At 66.2% G+C, this 14,723-nt stretch carries 17 protein-coding genes; 10 read left to right on the top strand and 7 right to left on the bottom strand.

Going from position 1 to position 14,723, the window contains the following annotated elements; translation table 11 throughout:
* The first annotated feature begins 244 nt into the window (after positions 1-244).
* From BMX96_RS04315 to BMX96_RS04290, 6 genes are all read left to right on the top strand, one after another.
* A complete protein-coding gene (locus BMX96_RS04315) occupies positions 245-946 on the top strand; it encodes a response regulator transcription factor (RefSeq protein WP_091844417.1) in 702 nt (233 codons plus the stop codon).
* A 4-nt stretch (positions 947-950) separates the two neighbouring features.
* A complete protein-coding gene (locus BMX96_RS04310) occupies positions 951-2,672 on the top strand; it encodes a sensor histidine kinase (RefSeq protein ID WP_091844416.1) in 1,722 nt (573 codons plus the stop codon).
* Positions 2,672-3,103, top strand: coding sequence for an HPr kinase/phosphorylase (locus BMX96_RS04305; RefSeq protein WP_091844415.1), 432 nt, complete (start codon positions 2,672-2,674; stop codon positions 3,101-3,103). Before BMX96_RS04310 ends, BMX96_RS04305 begins: the two co-directional genes overlap by 1 nt.
* Positions 3,104-3,259: 156 nt before the next feature.
* Entirely contained in the window at positions 3,260-3,679 is a 420-nt protein-coding gene (locus BMX96_RS04300; RefSeq protein ID WP_073129266.1) for a PTS sugar transporter subunit IIA, read from the top strand.
* Positions 3,680-3,949, top strand: coding sequence for an HPr family phosphocarrier protein (locus BMX96_RS04295; protein ID WP_091844414.1), 270 nt, complete (start codon positions 3,680-3,682; stop codon positions 3,947-3,949). It abuts the gene before it with no gap.
* Positions 3,950-3,978: 29 nt separating this feature from the next.
* Entirely contained in the window at positions 3,979-4,902 is a 924-nt protein-coding gene (locus BMX96_RS04290; RefSeq protein WP_236736954.1) for a lysophospholipid acyltransferase family protein, read from the top strand.
* Between the two features lie 16 nt (positions 4,903-4,918).
* Here BMX96_RS04290 and BMX96_RS04285 read toward each other — a convergent pair whose 3' ends face one another.
* On the bottom strand, positions 4,919-5,794 hold the full coding sequence (locus BMX96_RS04285) for a 3-hydroxybutyryl-CoA dehydrogenase (protein ID WP_091844413.1): 876 nt from the start codon (positions 5,792-5,794) through the stop codon (positions 4,919-4,921).
* 180 nt (positions 5,795-5,974) lie between these two features.
* On the opposite strand from BMX96_RS04285, the gene BMX96_RS04280 reads away from it, so the two are divergent.
* The gene (locus BMX96_RS04280) at positions 5,975-6,847 is read left to right on the top strand and encodes a DUF6473 family protein (RefSeq protein WP_091844412.1); all 873 of its coding nucleotides are present in this window, start codon (positions 5,975-5,977) and stop codon (positions 6,845-6,847) included.
* Positions 6,848-6,908: 61 nt separating this feature from the next.
* Here BMX96_RS04280 and BMX96_RS04275 read toward each other — a convergent pair whose 3' ends face one another.
* The 6 genes from BMX96_RS04275 to BMX96_RS04250 form a co-directional block, all read right to left on the bottom strand.
* The gene (locus BMX96_RS04275; protein ID WP_091844411.1) at positions 6,909-7,835 is read right to left on the bottom strand and encodes an electron transfer flavoprotein subunit alpha/FixB family protein; all 927 of its coding nucleotides are present in this window, start codon (positions 7,833-7,835) and stop codon (positions 6,909-6,911) included.
* Entirely contained in the window at positions 7,835-8,596 is a 762-nt protein-coding gene (locus BMX96_RS04270; RefSeq protein ID WP_091844410.1) for an electron transfer flavoprotein subunit beta/FixA family protein, read from the bottom strand. The genes BMX96_RS04275 and BMX96_RS04270 overlap by 1 nt, the downstream gene beginning before the upstream one ends.
* 152 nt (positions 8,597-8,748) lie before the next feature.
* Positions 8,749-9,321: a cob(I)yrinic acid a,c-diamide adenosyltransferase gene (locus BMX96_RS04265; RefSeq protein ID WP_091844409.1), complete on the bottom strand. Its 573-nt coding sequence runs from the start codon at positions 9,319-9,321 to the stop codon at positions 8,749-8,751.
* A 3-nt stretch (positions 9,322-9,324) separates the two neighbouring features.
* Positions 9,325-9,531, bottom strand: coding sequence for a twin transmembrane helix small protein (locus BMX96_RS04260; RefSeq protein ID WP_073129258.1), 207 nt, complete (start codon positions 9,529-9,531; stop codon positions 9,325-9,327).
* An 87-nt stretch (positions 9,532-9,618) separates the two neighbouring features.
* Entirely contained in the window at positions 9,619-10,446 is an 828-nt protein-coding gene (locus BMX96_RS04255; protein ID WP_091844408.1) for an SDR family NAD(P)-dependent oxidoreductase, read from the bottom strand.
* 74 nt (positions 10,447-10,520) lie between these two features.
* Entirely contained in the window at positions 10,521-10,991 is a 471-nt protein-coding gene (locus tag BMX96_RS04250; protein ID WP_091844407.1) for an SH3 domain-containing protein, read from the bottom strand.
* Between the two features lie 124 nt (positions 10,992-11,115).
* Here BMX96_RS04250 and BMX96_RS04245 point away from each other — a divergent pair, with 124 nt between their 5' ends.
* The 3 genes from BMX96_RS04245 to BMX96_RS04235 form a co-directional block, all read left to right on the top strand.
* Positions 11,116-13,431 carry a DNA topoisomerase IV subunit A gene (locus tag BMX96_RS04245; protein ID WP_091844406.1) on the top strand — a complete coding sequence of 772 codons (2,316 nt, stop codon included), beginning with the start codon at positions 11,116-11,118 and terminating at the stop codon, positions 13,429-13,431.
* An 11-nt stretch (positions 13,432-13,442) separates the two neighbouring features.
* A complete protein-coding gene (locus tag BMX96_RS04240) occupies positions 13,443-14,051 on the top strand; it encodes a hypothetical protein (protein WP_073129254.1) in 609 nt (202 codons plus the stop codon).
* Between the two features lie 130 nt (positions 14,052-14,181).
* The coding region (locus BMX96_RS04235) for a GTP-binding protein (protein ID WP_139209967.1) at positions 14,182-14,723 on the top strand (542 nt) is incomplete at its 3' end.

The following is a 14,723-nucleotide window of genomic DNA, read 5'->3' as shown; positions in this document are numbered from 1 at the left end:
TGAAAGTTATCGATAACAAGACGCGGTTTAGCGCAATCAAATTGCGCGGCTTACGCCGGGGAAGGGGTCAGTCGTCCCACTGCGATAATTTAGCCATCATTAACGACTTTCCTGCCAGATCTCGGGGAGGATAAGTCGGTGATTCGCGAAATTTGTTGCCTTGGTCGGACCAAACCGGGATTATGGCGGAAAATAAGACAATAATTCGACCAGGCAAAAATCGCGCAGTATAAGGACACATCCCATGTCGAAGATTGCATTGGTGGATGACGACAGGAACATCCTGACGTCCGTCGCCATGACGCTCGAGGCCGAGGGCTTCGAGGTCGAGACCTACAATGATGGCCAGCAGGCGCTGGAGGCCTTCAACCGCAAGCTGCCGGACATGGCCGTTTTCGACATCAAGATGCCCCGCATGGACGGAATGGATCTGTTGCAGCGCGTCCGCCAGAAGACCGCGATGCCGGTAATCTTCCTCACATCCAAGGACGACGAGATCGACGAGGTCCTGGGCCTGCGCATGGGCGCCGACGACTACGTGAAAAAGCCGTTCAGCCAGCGCCTGCTGGTCGAACGCATCCGTGCGCTCCTGCGCCGGCAGGAGGTGCTGTCGGGCGAGGAGGTGACCGAGGTCGAGGCGAGCCAGGTGATGACCCGGGGCGAGCTGAAGATGGACCCGGCGCGCCACGCCGTTACGTGGAAGGGCAAGGACGTTTCGCTGACCGTGACCGAGTTCCTGCTGCTGCAGGCGCTGGCGCAGCGTCCCGGCTTCGTCAAGTCGCGCGACCAGTTGATGGATGTCGCCTACGACGACCAGGTCTACGTGGACGACCGGACCATCGACAGCCATATCAAGCGCCTGCGCAAGAAGATGCGGTCGGTCGACAACGATTTCTCGGCGATCGAGACGCTCTACGGTATCGGCTACCGTTACAACGAAGAATAGAGCCATGACCATGGCGTCCGAGGCAGACCTCCCGCAGAAGGGCAACCAGCAGGCAAAGGTCGTGCTGGGCGAGGACTGGGTGCGCGCGGACGCCACGGCCGAACGCGAGCTTCGGACCAAGCACGACCGCCGCGGCCTGCTGTCGATGAACCGCTCGCCGCTGGCGCGCAAGATCATCACCTTCAACTTGCTGGCGATCATGGTGCTGGTGGCGGGTGTGCTGTTTCTGAACCCGTTCCGCGACTCGCTGGTCATGCAACGCGAGGCGGCGCTGGTGAACGAGGCGGCGCTGGTGACCTCGGCCTTCGAGGCGCAGCTTTTGCAGGATCCCGACGCGCGGTTCGGCCTCGGGCTGGATGCCAAGGCCACTCTCGAGGCGATCAAGCTGAACCCCAACTCCGAAGCCTTCGTCTTCGACCGGGACCAACGCATCATCGCGACCACACGCGAATTGCCCACGCGGGAGGCCATTGCCGTGCGTGGGGTGAACGAGGACAACCGCCGTACCGTGATCTCGGACGCGCTCGACAGCGTCTGGACCAGCGTCGCCTCGCTTCTGTCCAAGGAGGATCCCGCGCAAGCCGAGGCCGAAACCGAGCGTCTGGCCGCCAACCTCGTGGCGCGCACCTATCGTGGCGAGACGCAGGTTGAGACCGGACTGGTCCGCGACGGCCGCGTCATCTTCGCGGTCGCCTCGCCCATCGTGCAGGGCGACGAGATCCTGGGCGTGGTCGGCCTGACTTCGGGCGCGGGCGAGATCGACCGTCTGGTCCGCGCCGAGCGCGAGCAGGTTCTGCAGATGTTCGTGATAGCCATCCTGGTCAGCATCGGCCTGAGCCTCGTGCTGGCCTCGACCATCGCCAACCCGTTGTCGGACCTCGCCGCGGCGGCCGAGATCGGGCGAGACAAGAACGCCCGCACGGTCCGGCCCTCACGCATCCGCATTCCCGATCTCAGCGCCCGTCCCGACGAGATCGGTCGGCTGTCGGGAGCGCTGCGCGGGATGGTCGCCGCACTATATGACCGGATCGACGCCAACGAACAGTTCGCCGCAGACGTGGCCCACGAGATCAAGAACCCGCTCGCCTCGCTCCGCTCGGCGGTGGGCAGCCTGCGCTTCGTCAAGAAGGAAGAGCATCGCGACAAGCTGCTGGACGTCATCGATCACGACGTGCGCCGGCTGGACCGGCTGGTCAGTGACATCTCGAACGCATCGCGGCTGGACAGCGAGCTGGTGAAGGAGGAGGAAGAGTGCTTCAACCTCCTGGCGATGCTCAGCAATATCGCGGAATACCTTGGCCGCGAGGCTGCCGAGAAGAAGGTCGAGTTCATCGCCGACCTGCCCAAGGATCCGATCATCATCGACGGGCTGGAAAGCCGGCTGGCACAGGTCTTTGTGAACCTCCTGACCAACGCGATTTCCTTCTGCGACGAAGGGGACGCCATCCGCGTCTGGGCACGGCGTCGAGACAATCGCGTGCTGGTGGTGGTCGAGGATACCGGCCCCGGCATCCCGGAAAGCGCGCTGGGCAAGATCTTCAATCGCTTCTACTCGGAACGGCCCGAGGGCCAGTTCGGCAACAACTCGGGCCTCGGCCTGGCGATCTCCAAGCAGATCGTTGAGGCGCATGGCGGCGTGATCTGGGCCGAGAACATCCAGCCCACGGATGCCGACCCCACGTCCGAGCCCCTGGGCGCGCGCTTCGTGGTCGGCCTCCCGGTCTGATGACGGGCGATCCCGCGCCGGTCCATGCCAGCGCGGTGGCCCTCGGGGGGCGGGGTGTCCTCGTTCTGGGCGCGGTGGGCGCGGGCAAGTCCAGCCTCGCGCTGGCGTTGATGGCCCATGGCGCGCGCCTTATCGCCGATGACCGCATCTGCCTTGCCCCGCGTGACCAGCGCCTCTTGGCCTGGGCGCCGAAGACCCTTTTGGGCCGGATCGAGGCGCGCGGCGTCGGCATCCTATTTGCCGATCCCGCACCGCCCACGCCCATCGCGCTGGCCGTCGACCTCGACCAAGCCGAAGCTGACCGCATCCCGCCAAAACGCAGCTGGGCGCACTGCGACATCGCGGTCCCTTTGATCCTCGGGCGTGCGAACCCATCTCTGCCTCATGCGATTCTGCAATGGATGAAGGGCGGACGCGCTGACGATCCCTGACGCGGATTTCCTAGCGCAAGCGCATCACATATCCGTCTGGCCTCTCGCAGCTGCGGCGAAAGCGCTTGCGGATCCTGTGTCCGGGGTGTCAAATTTTACAAGGGAGCTTGAACGCCGCGCGTGGAAAGATCGCGGCACAGGCAAAGGGTTCACGCCTTGATCGGCATCGTCATCGTCGCCCATGGTGGGCTTGCTCAGGAATTCTTGTCCGCCGTCGAGCATGTCGTCGGCCGGCAATCCGGCGTGCGCGCGATCTCGATCGAGCCCGAATGCGACCGCGGAAGAAAGCAAGCCGAGATCTGTGCCGCCGCGGATGAGGTCGATTCAGGTGACGGCGTCGTGGTGGCGACGGACATGTTCGGCGGTTCTCCGTCGAACCTGTCGCTGCTGGCTTGCAACCCCGATGACCGGCGCATCGTCTACGGCGCCAACCTGCCGCTGCTCATCAAGCTCGCGAAGTCGCGGCACCTGAGCGTGGGCGAGGCCGTCAGCGCATCCCTCATGGCTGGCCGCAAATATATCGACTCCATGTCCGAGCCGCAGCCCGACCTGCGCATCGCCGGGGGCAAGCGGTGAATGGCGACCCGCAGCCTTGAAATCATCAACGAGAAGGGCCTGCACGCCCGCGCCTCGGCCAAGCTGGTCGAAACCGTGGAAGGCTTCGACGCGCAGGCCCAGATCCACCGGGATGGTCAATCGGCCGCAGGCGACAGTATAATGGGGCTCTTGATGCTGGCGGCGTCACGCGGCACCACGATCGAGGTGGAAACCACCGGACCCGAGGCCGACGCGTTGGCCGATGCCATTGCCGCCCTTGTGGCCGACCGTTTTGGCGAGGGTATGTGACGCCAGCTGGGAGGAGCGAGAGCGCCGCGATGACCAATTCCCTGGCCTTCAAGCGGGCCGCCCGACTGGGCAAGCCTGATACGCCTCCGCCCGCATTAGCCGGGCAGGGCGATGGCAGCAGCCTGTCGGAACAGAGCTATGACCGCCGCCGCCTGAGCTATGCCACGACCTTTCCGCACCCGGTCCAGCGCCGCATCATCCAGAGCATGGAGTTCTGCACCGGCAAGCTGCGCCTACTGCGCCTGATCCGCCGGTTCGAGGCCATTGGCGTGCCGCACGGCCAGCCGTTCTGGGCGCAGGCCCTCGGGGTCATGGGGATTTCGCTGGAGACACCGGACGAGCAGATCGATCGCATTCCGGCGTCTGGCCCGCTGGTCATCACCGCGAACCACCCCCACGGGTTGGTGGACGGCATGGTCCTGGCCGAGCTCATCGGGCGGCGGCGCACCGACTACAAGATCCTGACCCGCTCGCTTTTGACCGGCGTGGTCGAGATCGACCGATTCATGATCCCGGTGCCCTTCGCCCACGAACCGGACGCGTTGCAGCAAAGCCTCGAGATGCGGAAGGCCGCCATGGCGCACCTGGCACGTGGCGGCTGCGTGGTGCTGTTCCCATCGGGCGTGGTGGCGGCGTCGGAAACGGCGTTCGGCCCCGTGGTCGAGCCGCCCTGGAACCCCTTCACCGCCAAGATGATCCAGCGCTCGGGCGCCGCCGTGGTCCCGGTCCGCTTTCCCGGAGCCAATTCGCGCGCCTACCAGGTGGCGGACAAGCTGTCGCCGGTTCTGCGGCAGGGGTTGCTGCTGCGCGAGGTGGTGCGCGCACTGAACAAGGCGCAGCGCCCCGTCGTGGGGCACCCCATCGCGCCCGAAACCGTCGCAGCGCATGCGGGCGACGGGCGACGTTTCATGGCCTGGCTGCGCGAGCATACGCTGTCCCTGGGCGAGGACTAGGCCCGTCCGGCGCGGATCAACGGGTCGGGACCGGCTCGTCCCCGCGATAGTCGTAGAAGCCCCGGCCGGCCTTGCGGCCCAGCCATCCGGCCTCGACATACTTGGTCAGAAGCGGGCAGGGGCGGTATTTCGTATCGGCCAGCCCGTCGTGCAGCACGTTCATGATGGCAAGGCAGGTGTCGAGCCCAATGAAATCGGCCAGCTCCAGCGGGCCCATCGGATGGTTCGTGCCAAGCTTCATCGCCTTGTCGATGGACTTCACGTTGCCCACGCCCTCGTAAAGGACATAGACCGCCTCGTTGATCATGGGCATCAGGATCCGGTTGACGATGAAGGCCGGGAAATCCTCGGCGGTCGCCGCGGTCTTGTCCAGCCGCTCGACGACATCCTGGCAGGCCTTGAACGTCTCTTCGTCGGTGGCGATGCCGCGGATCAGTTCCACCAGGCTCATCACCGGGACGGGGTTCATGAAGTGGAATCCCATGAACTTCTCGGGCCGGTCGGTCTTCGACGCCAGCCGCGTGATCGAGATCGACGAGGTGTTCGAGGTCAGGATCGTCTCGGGCTTCAGGTGCGGCACGAGCTCGGCGAAAATCGCGTCCTTCACCGCCTCGCGCTCGGTCGCAGCCTCGATCACCAGGTCGGCCTGTCCGAGTTCGGCGAGGGTGCCGGTGGTGCTGATCCGCGCCATCGCGGCGTCGCGGTCCTCCTGGCTAATCTTCTCGCGCGCGACCTGACGATCCATGTTGCGGCCGATCAGCTCGACCGCCGCGGTCAGCGCATCGCCGTTCACGTCGTTCATCACCACGTCATAGCCGGCCAGCGCGCAGACATGGGCGATACCGTTGCCCATCTGTCCGGCGCCGATCACGCCCACCCGTTCGATCGTCATGTCGCGAGATCCTTGTCCGCTGAATTGGCTGGCGCGACCTTATGCGCGGCCCACGCGGCGATGCAACCCGACAGCGCGGGCCGCCCGATAGCGCGAATTGTCCAGTTAGCGTTTTTCCAACTTCCTCATGCGATTTCTCCCGCCGGGTGAGTGAAACGAGATGCGTCGGGGGATGTCGCGATGGCGATCGAAAGACTGGGCCAGGGGCCCTTGGACTATGCTGTGTGCACCTATGGCGCGTCGCGGCTCAGGTGCCGCGGGCCGCGGCGCCACCTGGACGGGGGCGACTACGTCGCCGTGCTGGGCGGGATCGAGACGTTCGGCCGCTTCATCGAACAGCCCTATCCCGACCTGCTCGAGGGCGCGCTGGGGATGAAATGCGTGAACCTTGGCGTGCCGCACACGGGGCTCGACGCCTGGCTGGCCGACGAGACCTTTCTCGACATTTGCGCGGGCGCGCGCGTGACCGTCATCGCGGTGCCGGGGGCCCACATGCTGCGAAACCGGTTCTACACGCTGCACACTCGACGCAACGACCGGGTGGTGCGCCAGACCGAATTTCTCGAGCGGGTCTATCCCGACCTGGACCTGTCGCAGAACTTCTTCGTGCGGCACCTGCTGGCCGATCTGGCCGCCAAGTCGGAACGGCGTTTCGCGCTGATCCGGACCGAGCTCCAGTCGCTGTGGGTTTCACGCATGAACCAGCTTTGCGCGCGGATCGGCGGCGACGTGGTGCTGGTCTGGCTGGGGGAGCGGTCACCCGATGCGGGCGGCAATCTTCCGGACGACGGCGACCCGCCGCTTGTCTCGCGCGAGATGCTGCGGGCGCTGCGTGGCCGGATCAAGGCCACGATCGAGGTGATCGACGCCTCCGACACGCGAGAGGCGGCGCTGGAGGCCAAGGTGTTCGCACCGCACGAGGCCGAGGCGGCGCAGCGTGTGCCGGGGCCCCTTGCCCATGTGCGGGTGGCGGAGAGCCTGGCGCGCGTCCTGCGCAGCCAGCTGGATCTGAAAGGACCCGCCGGTCCAAGGCTCCAGCGTCGGTCTGCCTGAAACGAAAGGGGCCCGCCGCGATGCGACAGGCCCCTCGGTCCGGCTGTTGCCTGTCTGGGCGTTACAGCTTGCTTTCCAGCTCGGGCACCGCCTCGAACAGATCGGCAACAAGTCCGTAGTCTGCGACCTGGAAGATCGGCGCTTCTTCGTCCTTGTTGATGGCGACGATGATCTTGCTGTCCTTCATGCCGGCCAGATGCTGGATCGCCCCCGAGATGCCGACCGCGACATAGAGGTCGGGCGCGACGACCTTGCCGGTCTGGCCCACCTGCCAGTCGTTCGGAGCATAGCCAGAGTCGACCGCAGCACGCGAGGCGCCGACGGCGGCGCCCAGCTTGTCGGCCAGCTTCTCGATCATGGCGAAATCTTCCTCCGAACCGACACCGCGACCGCCGGACACGACGATACCGGCGCTGGTCAGGTCGGGGCGGTCGGATTCGGCCACGTGATCCTCGACCCATTCCGACAGGCCCGGCGCGTCGCCGGTGGCCACGTCCGACACCTCGGCCGAGTTGCCGGTGCCCGCCGCGTCGAAGGACGAGGTGCGGATCGACACGACTTTCTTCGTGTCCTTGGACTTCACCGTCTGGATCGCGTTGCCGGCGTAGATCGGACGTTCGAACGTGTCCGCATCCACCACGCCCGAGACGTCGGTGATGACCATCACGTCCAGCAGCGCTGCGACGCGCGGCAGGATGTTCTTGGCGTCCGTGGTGGCGGGGGCGACGACGTGGTCGTAATCGCCAGCCAGGCTGACAATCAGGGCGGCGGTCGGCTCGGCCAGGCGGTGACCGTAGATCGCGTCCTCGGCGACCAGCACCTTGGCTACGCCGTCGATGGTCGCGGCTTCCTTGCCCGCGTCGGCGGCCTCGGCGCCGCAGCACAGAACGTGGATATCGCCCAACGGCTTGCAGGCGGCCACGGCCTTGGCGGTGGCGTCCATGTTCAGCGTGCCGTTGTCAACTTCACCCAAAAGCAGAACAGTCATCAGATCACCCCCGCTTCGTTCTTCAGCTTGTCGACCAGCTGGTCGACGGATTCCACGATGATGCCGGCCTTGCGCTCGGGCGGCTCCGCGGTCTTCACGATCTCGAGCCGGGGGCTGACGTCGACGCCGTAATCGTCCGCCGTCTTCTCATCCAGCGGCTTCTTCTTCGCCTTCATGATGTTGGGCAGCGAGGCATAGCGCGGCTCGTTCAGGCGCAGGTCGACCGAGACCACGGCGGGCATCTTGACCTTGATCGACTGCATGCCGCCATCGACCTCGCGCTTGACCAGCGCGTGGTCGCCATCGACCTTGATTTCCGATGCGAAGGTGGCCTGCGACCAGCCCAGTAGGGCCGCCAGCATCTGGCCGGTGGCGTTCATGTCATTGTCGATGGCCTGCTTGCCGCAAAGCACCATGCCCGGCTGTTCCTCGTCGACCACGGCCTTCAGCAGCTTCGCGACGGCCAGCGGCTCGATATCGGTGTGCACGTCATCGGCGGCGGTGATCAGGATCGCGCGGTCGGCGCCCATGGCCAGGGCGGTGCGCAGGGTTTCCTGCGACTGCTTCACGCCGATCGAGACGACGACGACCTCTTCGGCGTCGCCGGCCTCCTTCATGCGGATCGCCTGTTCCACGGCGATCTCGTCGAAGGGGTTCATGGACATCTTCACGTTGGCCAGGTCCACGCCCGAGCCGTCGCCCTTGACCCGCACCTTGACGTTATAGTCGATCACCCGCTTGACGGGGACGAGAATTTTCATCGGTCATCCTCCATTCGTTTGGCGCAGACCCTAGACCCTTGGTTCGGGCGAAGACAGAGGGAAAACGACGCATTTCCGCCGTTTGACGCAGTGTTCCGGCCGCTGATCCGTGTTGTGTGGAACAGCCCGCCCGCAGAGCGGCGCGTCGTGGCTCAGCGGTTGGCACCCGGCTTCCACAGGATGTCCTCGCGGCCGTCGTCATTGGCGATGCGCGCAGCGCAGAAACACCAGTCCGACAGGCGGTTCAGGTACCGCACCGCCGCCGGGTTCACGTTTTCCCGCGTCGCGAGCTCCATGGTCAGACGCTCGGCCCGGCGCGTGACGGTGCGGCACAAGTGCAGATGCGCCGACAGCGCGCTGCCGCCCGGCAGGATGAAGCTGCGCAAGGGCTCCAAAGCGTCGTTCATGGCGTCGATCTCGCGCTCCAGCCGGTCGGTCTGGGCGTCGGTCATCCGCAGCGGCGAGTATTCGGCCTCGGCGTCCTTCTCCATGTCCGGACGGCAAAGGTCGGCGCCCAGGTCGAACAGGTCGTTCTGGATGCGCGCGATCTGCTGGGCCACCTCGCCGGTCGCGTGCAGCCGCGCGAGGCCGAAGGTGGCATTGACCTCGTCCACCGTGCCGTAGGCGGTGACGCGCGGGCTGTGCTTGGCGACCCGGGTGCCGTTGCCCAGGGCGGTTTCGCCCGCGTCGCCGGTGCGGGTGTAGATCTTGTTCAGTACGACCATGGTTCAGCCTCCCGTGCGGCGGAAGAAGACGAAGATCAGGATGATCACCACGGCGATCCCCTGCGCGTAGATCCGCCAGCGCATGTACTTGTTGGATTGCTTGGCGGAATCGGCACCGCCCTTTCCGAATGTGCTGATACCCTTCAGCAGGATCGCCAGCACCACGAGCACGGCGATCACGACGAGAATGAAAAGCGGATCACTGAACATGGGATCTCCGTCTGTTATCCAAGCCGTGCCACTTAGCGGGCCGCGCCGCGAAGGCGACCCTGCGCAGCCCGCGCGGTGGCCGCAACCCTAACCGCGGGCGCAAAGCGCGTCCAACGCGGCGCGCGGCAGCAGCCGCCGCGCGGCGGCCATGAGGTGGGTGGGCACCGTCACCTTGTAATGCGACCGTGGCCGGGGCGTGGTCAGGGCCTTCAGCAGCACGCGCGACACCGCGCCCGGCGGCAGCTGGAACAGATCGCCGCCCGACGGCTCGTAGAGGCGTTTCAGCAGGCTCCGCTCGTATTGCGCGCGCCGCGACGACGACTCCCAGTCGATCCAGCGTTCGAAATGCGGGATGGAATTGGCGCGGATCCGCGACGCGATGGGCCCCGGTTGCAGGGTGATGACGTGGAGGGGCGTGTCGCGCATCTCGATCCGCAGGGTGTCGGTCAGCCCTTCCAGCGCGTATTTGCTGGCCGAGTAGGCGCCGCGCCAGGGCAGGGGGACGAAACCCAGAACGCTGGAGCACTGGACGATCCGCCCGTGACCCTGGCGGCGCATGACGGGGATCGCGGCACGCGTCAGGTGATGCAGGCCGAAGACATTGGCCTCGAATACGGACCGCAGGGCGTCCGTCGGAAGGTCCTCGACCGCGCCTGGGCAGGCGAAGGCCGCGTTGTTGTAAAGCGCGTCGAGCGTGCCGCCTGTGCGCTCCAGCACACCGGTGAGGGCGGCGTCGATACTGGCACTGTCCGACATCTCGATCTGGGCCGTCTCGACCCCGGCAGAGCGGAACCGCGCCGCGCTGTCTTCGTCGCGCACGCCCGCGAAGACGCGCCAGCCCGCGCGATGCAGAGTCATCGCGGCATCGAGCCCGATTCCGCTGGAACAGCCGGTGATGAGAATGCTGCGCACCATGGTCGCCGGTCCCCGCTCAAAGAAAAACCCGCCACCGGAATGGGGCGGGTTCGTCTGCGGCGCAAGGGGTGGTGTCAGCCCTGCTCGGGCTGAAGGAAGCGGCCGAAGATATAGGCCTCGATCCCGCTGTCAGGGATGAAGATGCGCATCCAGCCGTCCGGCGTTTCCGAAAGCACCTCGACCCGCTGGTCGCGGACGACCTGGTCGACCACCTGGTTCGCGGTGGACGGGCCGGAGCGCACGTTGACGCGGTTGCCGGTCACAACGTGAAGATCCTGTTGCGGCAGCATGGGCTGCAGGCTGGCTGTCTGGATGGTGGCCAGTTCTTCCGGTTCGGGTGCTGGGGCGTTCGTGGCGGCCAGTGCGCGTTCTATCGCACCGCGTTCATCGTCGAGCGCAAGACGCGTGGTCTCGGCGGGCTCGGCCACCTGGGCCGCGGCGCTGAAATCGGGATCGTCGCTGCCCATCGGACGCTCCACGTCGCGGCCGGCCACGGCCATGGTCACGCCAATGCAAAGCAACAAGCCAAGGCTCAATCGAATCATGGAATCGCCCCCTTCAAATCACCACAAGGTTACCATGAGATAACTGCGCAACTGAGAAAAAGTTCGCCGATCGCGCGCGATTTGGCGTCTTTACCAGACTTCCGGCGAAGGCTATCCCCGAACCATGAGCGACGATCCCGCCGATCCCGAAGACATTCCCACCCCGGATTCGCTGACCGAGTCGCTGTCGCGCGCGATTGGCGAGCGCTACCTGACCTATGCACTCAGCACGATCATGCACCGCGCGCTGCCCGATGCGCGCGACGGGCTAAAGCCGGTCCACCGGCGGATACTGTTCGCGATGCGTGAACTCAGGCTCGGGTCCACCGGCGGTTTCCGCAAGTCCGCCAAGATCTCGGGCGACGTGATGGGCAACTATCACCCCCATGGCGACGCGGCGATCTACGACGCGATGGCCCGGCTCGCGCAGGAATTCAACGTCCGCTACCCGCTGGTCGACGGGCAGGGCAACTTCGGCAATATCGACGGCGATAACCCGGCCGCCAGCCGCTATACCGAGGCGCGGATGACCGCGGCGGCCGAGGCGTTGCTGGAAGGCCTGAACGAGAACGCCGTCGATTACCGCGAGAACTATGACGGCACGCTGACGGAACCTGTCGTGCTGCCCGCGTCTTTCCCGAACCTGCTGGCCAACGGATCCTCAGGCATCGCCGTCGGCATGGCGACGAACATCCCGCCCCATAACATCGTCGAGCTGTGCGATGCGGCCGTCCACCTAATCAAGACGCCCGACGCGCGCGACGACACGCTGCTGAACTACGTGAAGGGGCCGGATTTTCCCACTGGCGGCGTGATCGTCGAAAGCCCCGAGAGCATGGCCGAGACCTATCGCACCGGGCGCGGCGGCTTCCGCCTGCGGTGCAAGTGGGAGAAGGAGGACCTGGGCCGCGGCCAGTGGCAGATCGTCGTCACCGAGATCCCGTACCAGGTGCAGAAATCCAAGCTGATCGAGAAGATCGCCGACCTGATCCAGACCAAGAAGCTGCCCATCCTCGCCGATATCCGCGACGAGTCGGCCGAGGATGTGCGCGTGATCCTCGAGCCCAAGTCGCGCAGCGTCGATCCCGAGATCCTGATGAACATGCTCTACAAGCAGTCGGACCTCGAAACGCGCTTCGCGATGAACATGAACGTCCTGATCGACGGCCGCACGCCCAAGGTCTGTTCGCTGAAGGAAGTGCTGCGCGCCTTCCTCGACCACCGCCGCGACGTGCTTTTGCGCCGCTCGCGCCACCGGCTCGAGAAGATCGACCACCGGCTCGAGGTGCTGGAAGGCTTCATCATCGCCTTCCTCAACCTCGACCGGGTGATCGACATCATCCGCTACGACGACGACCCCAAGCGCGCGCTGATGGCGCAGGACTGGGGTACCATTCCGCCCCGCGCCACGGACGAGCGGGATTACGTGTCGCCCCTGCCCGGGGACGGCGAGACCGACCTGAGCGAGGTGCAGGCCGAGGCGATCCTCAACATGCGGCTGCGCGCCCTGCGGCGGCTGGAGGAGTTGGAGCTTCGGCGCGAACGCGATGCCCTGCTCGAGGAGCGTGCGGCGCTCGAAGACCTGCTGGCCACGCCCGACGTGCAGTGGGCCCGGATCACCGACCAGCTGCGCGAGACCAAGAAACAGTTCGGCAAGGATTACGAACGGGGCCACCGCCTGTCGCGGATCGAGGAGGCGGTCGAGGTCGAGGACGTGCCGATCGAGGCCATGATCGACCGCGAGCCGATCACCGTGGTGTGCAGCCAGATGGGCTGGATTCGCGCCATGACCGGCCATATCGACCTGGGCCGCGAGCTGAAGTTCAAGGACGGCGACGGACCGCGTTTCATCTTCCACGCCGAGACCACCGACCGCTTGCTGCTCATGGGGTCGAACGGACGGTTCTACACCTTGCCCGCCTCCGGCCTGCCCGGTGGTCGCGGCATGGGCGAGCCGGTGCGCCTGATGGTCGACCTGCCCAACGAGGCGCAGATCGTCGAGCTGCGCATCCACCGCCCCGGCGGCAAGCTTCTGGTCGCGTCCTCGGCCGGCGACGGATTCGTTCTGCCCGAGGATGACGCCGTGGCGCAGACCCGTGCGGGCAAGCAGGTGCTGAACGTGCGCGCGCCCGCCACCGCGCTGCTGGCCAAGCCCGTGAGCGGCGATCACGTCGCCACCGTTGGCGAGAACCGCAAGGTCCTGGTCTTCCCGCTGGACGAGCTGCCCGAGATGGCGCGCGGCAAGGGCGTGCGGCTGCAGAAGTTCAAGGATGGCGGCCTGTCGGACGCCACCACCTTCACCCTGTCCGAGGGCCTGTCGTGGCGCGACCCGGCCGGTCGGACCCGCACCGAGACCGACCTCGCCGAATGGACGGCCAAGCGCGCGGGGGCGGGCCGGATGGCGCCGCGTGGCTTCCCGCGCGACAACAAGTTCACCTGAAGGAGCCGCCGATGATCCTCCGCCTCCTGGCCCTCGTCGGCCTCGTCACGCTTGCCGGCTGCGCCGCGAATTCCCTCGATGAGACGCCCGAGGCGCTGGGCGACTTCCGGCTGGGCTACAACATCGTGCAGGCCCGCGACGTGGAGCAGGGACCGTTCTCGCGCGAGGCGACGAAGGACGAACTGACCACCGCCCTGGCCGACGCGGTCGAGGCGCGGCTGGGCCGCTATGACGGCGACGGGCTCTACCATCTCGGGATCGCCATCGGCGGCTACGTGCTGGCGCTGCCGGGCCTGCCGGTGATCTACACCCCGAAATCGGCGCTGATCTTCGAGGTCAACGTCTACGACAACGCCACCCAGCAGCGTCTGAACGCCAAGCCGCACCGCATCACCGCCTTCGAAGGGGTCGAGAACATCGCGCCCATCGTCGGGTCGGGCCTGGTGCGCGGCAAGGAAGAGCAGCTGGAAAACCTGGCCACGGACGGGGCGCGCGCGCTCGAGAACTGGCTGATCCGCAACGCCGAATGGTTCACCCCCGAGCCGGGGCAGACGCGCGTGGAATTCGACCGCGACGCGCTGGATGCGCAGGCGCAGGCGGCCATCGCGGCGCGGCCCTGACGGGGCGCGCCGGGCCGGTCGGACCGGCCTTGCAATTCCGCCTTTCGGTCGCTAATCAGCCCGCGTCAATCCACCCGGGCCAAGCCCCTGTCGCGGCCCCCATTTTACACCAGACGAGGCGCTGACTTTCATGGCGAAGGCAAAGTTCGAACGCAACAAACCGCACGTGAACATCGGGACCATCGGTCACGTTGACCACGGCAAGACGACGCTGACCGCGGCGATCACGAAGTATTTCGGTGACTTCCGCGCCTACGACCAGATCGACGGCGCGCCCGAGGAGAAGGCCCGCGGCATCACGATCTCGACCGCGCACGTGGAGTACGAGACCGAGGCCCGCCACTATGCCCACGTGGACTGCCCCGGCCACGCCGACTACGTGAAGAACATGATCACCGGCGCCGCGCAGATGGACGGCGCGATCCTGGTGGTGAACGCCGCCGACGGCCCGATGCCGCAGACGCGCGAGCACATCCTGCTGGGCCGCCAGGTCGGCATCCCCGCGATCGTGGTCTACATGAACAAGGTCGACCAGGTGGATGACGAGGAGCTGCTGGAGCTCGTCGAGATGGAAATCCGCGAGCTGCTGTCCTCCTACGAGTATCCCGGCGACGACATCCCGGTCATCCCGGGCTCGGCCCTGGCCGCGATGAACGGCGAGAACCCCGAGAT

The sequence above is a fragment of the Palleronia pelagia genome (genome assembly GCF_900110115.1).
In the GTDB taxonomy this organism is placed as follows: Bacteria; Pseudomonadota; Alphaproteobacteria; order Rhodobacterales; family Rhodobacteraceae; genus Palleronia; species Palleronia pelagia.
The sequence above is the reverse complement of the archived record's forward strand: the minus strand, read 5'-3'. Positions and strand labels throughout refer to the sequence as shown.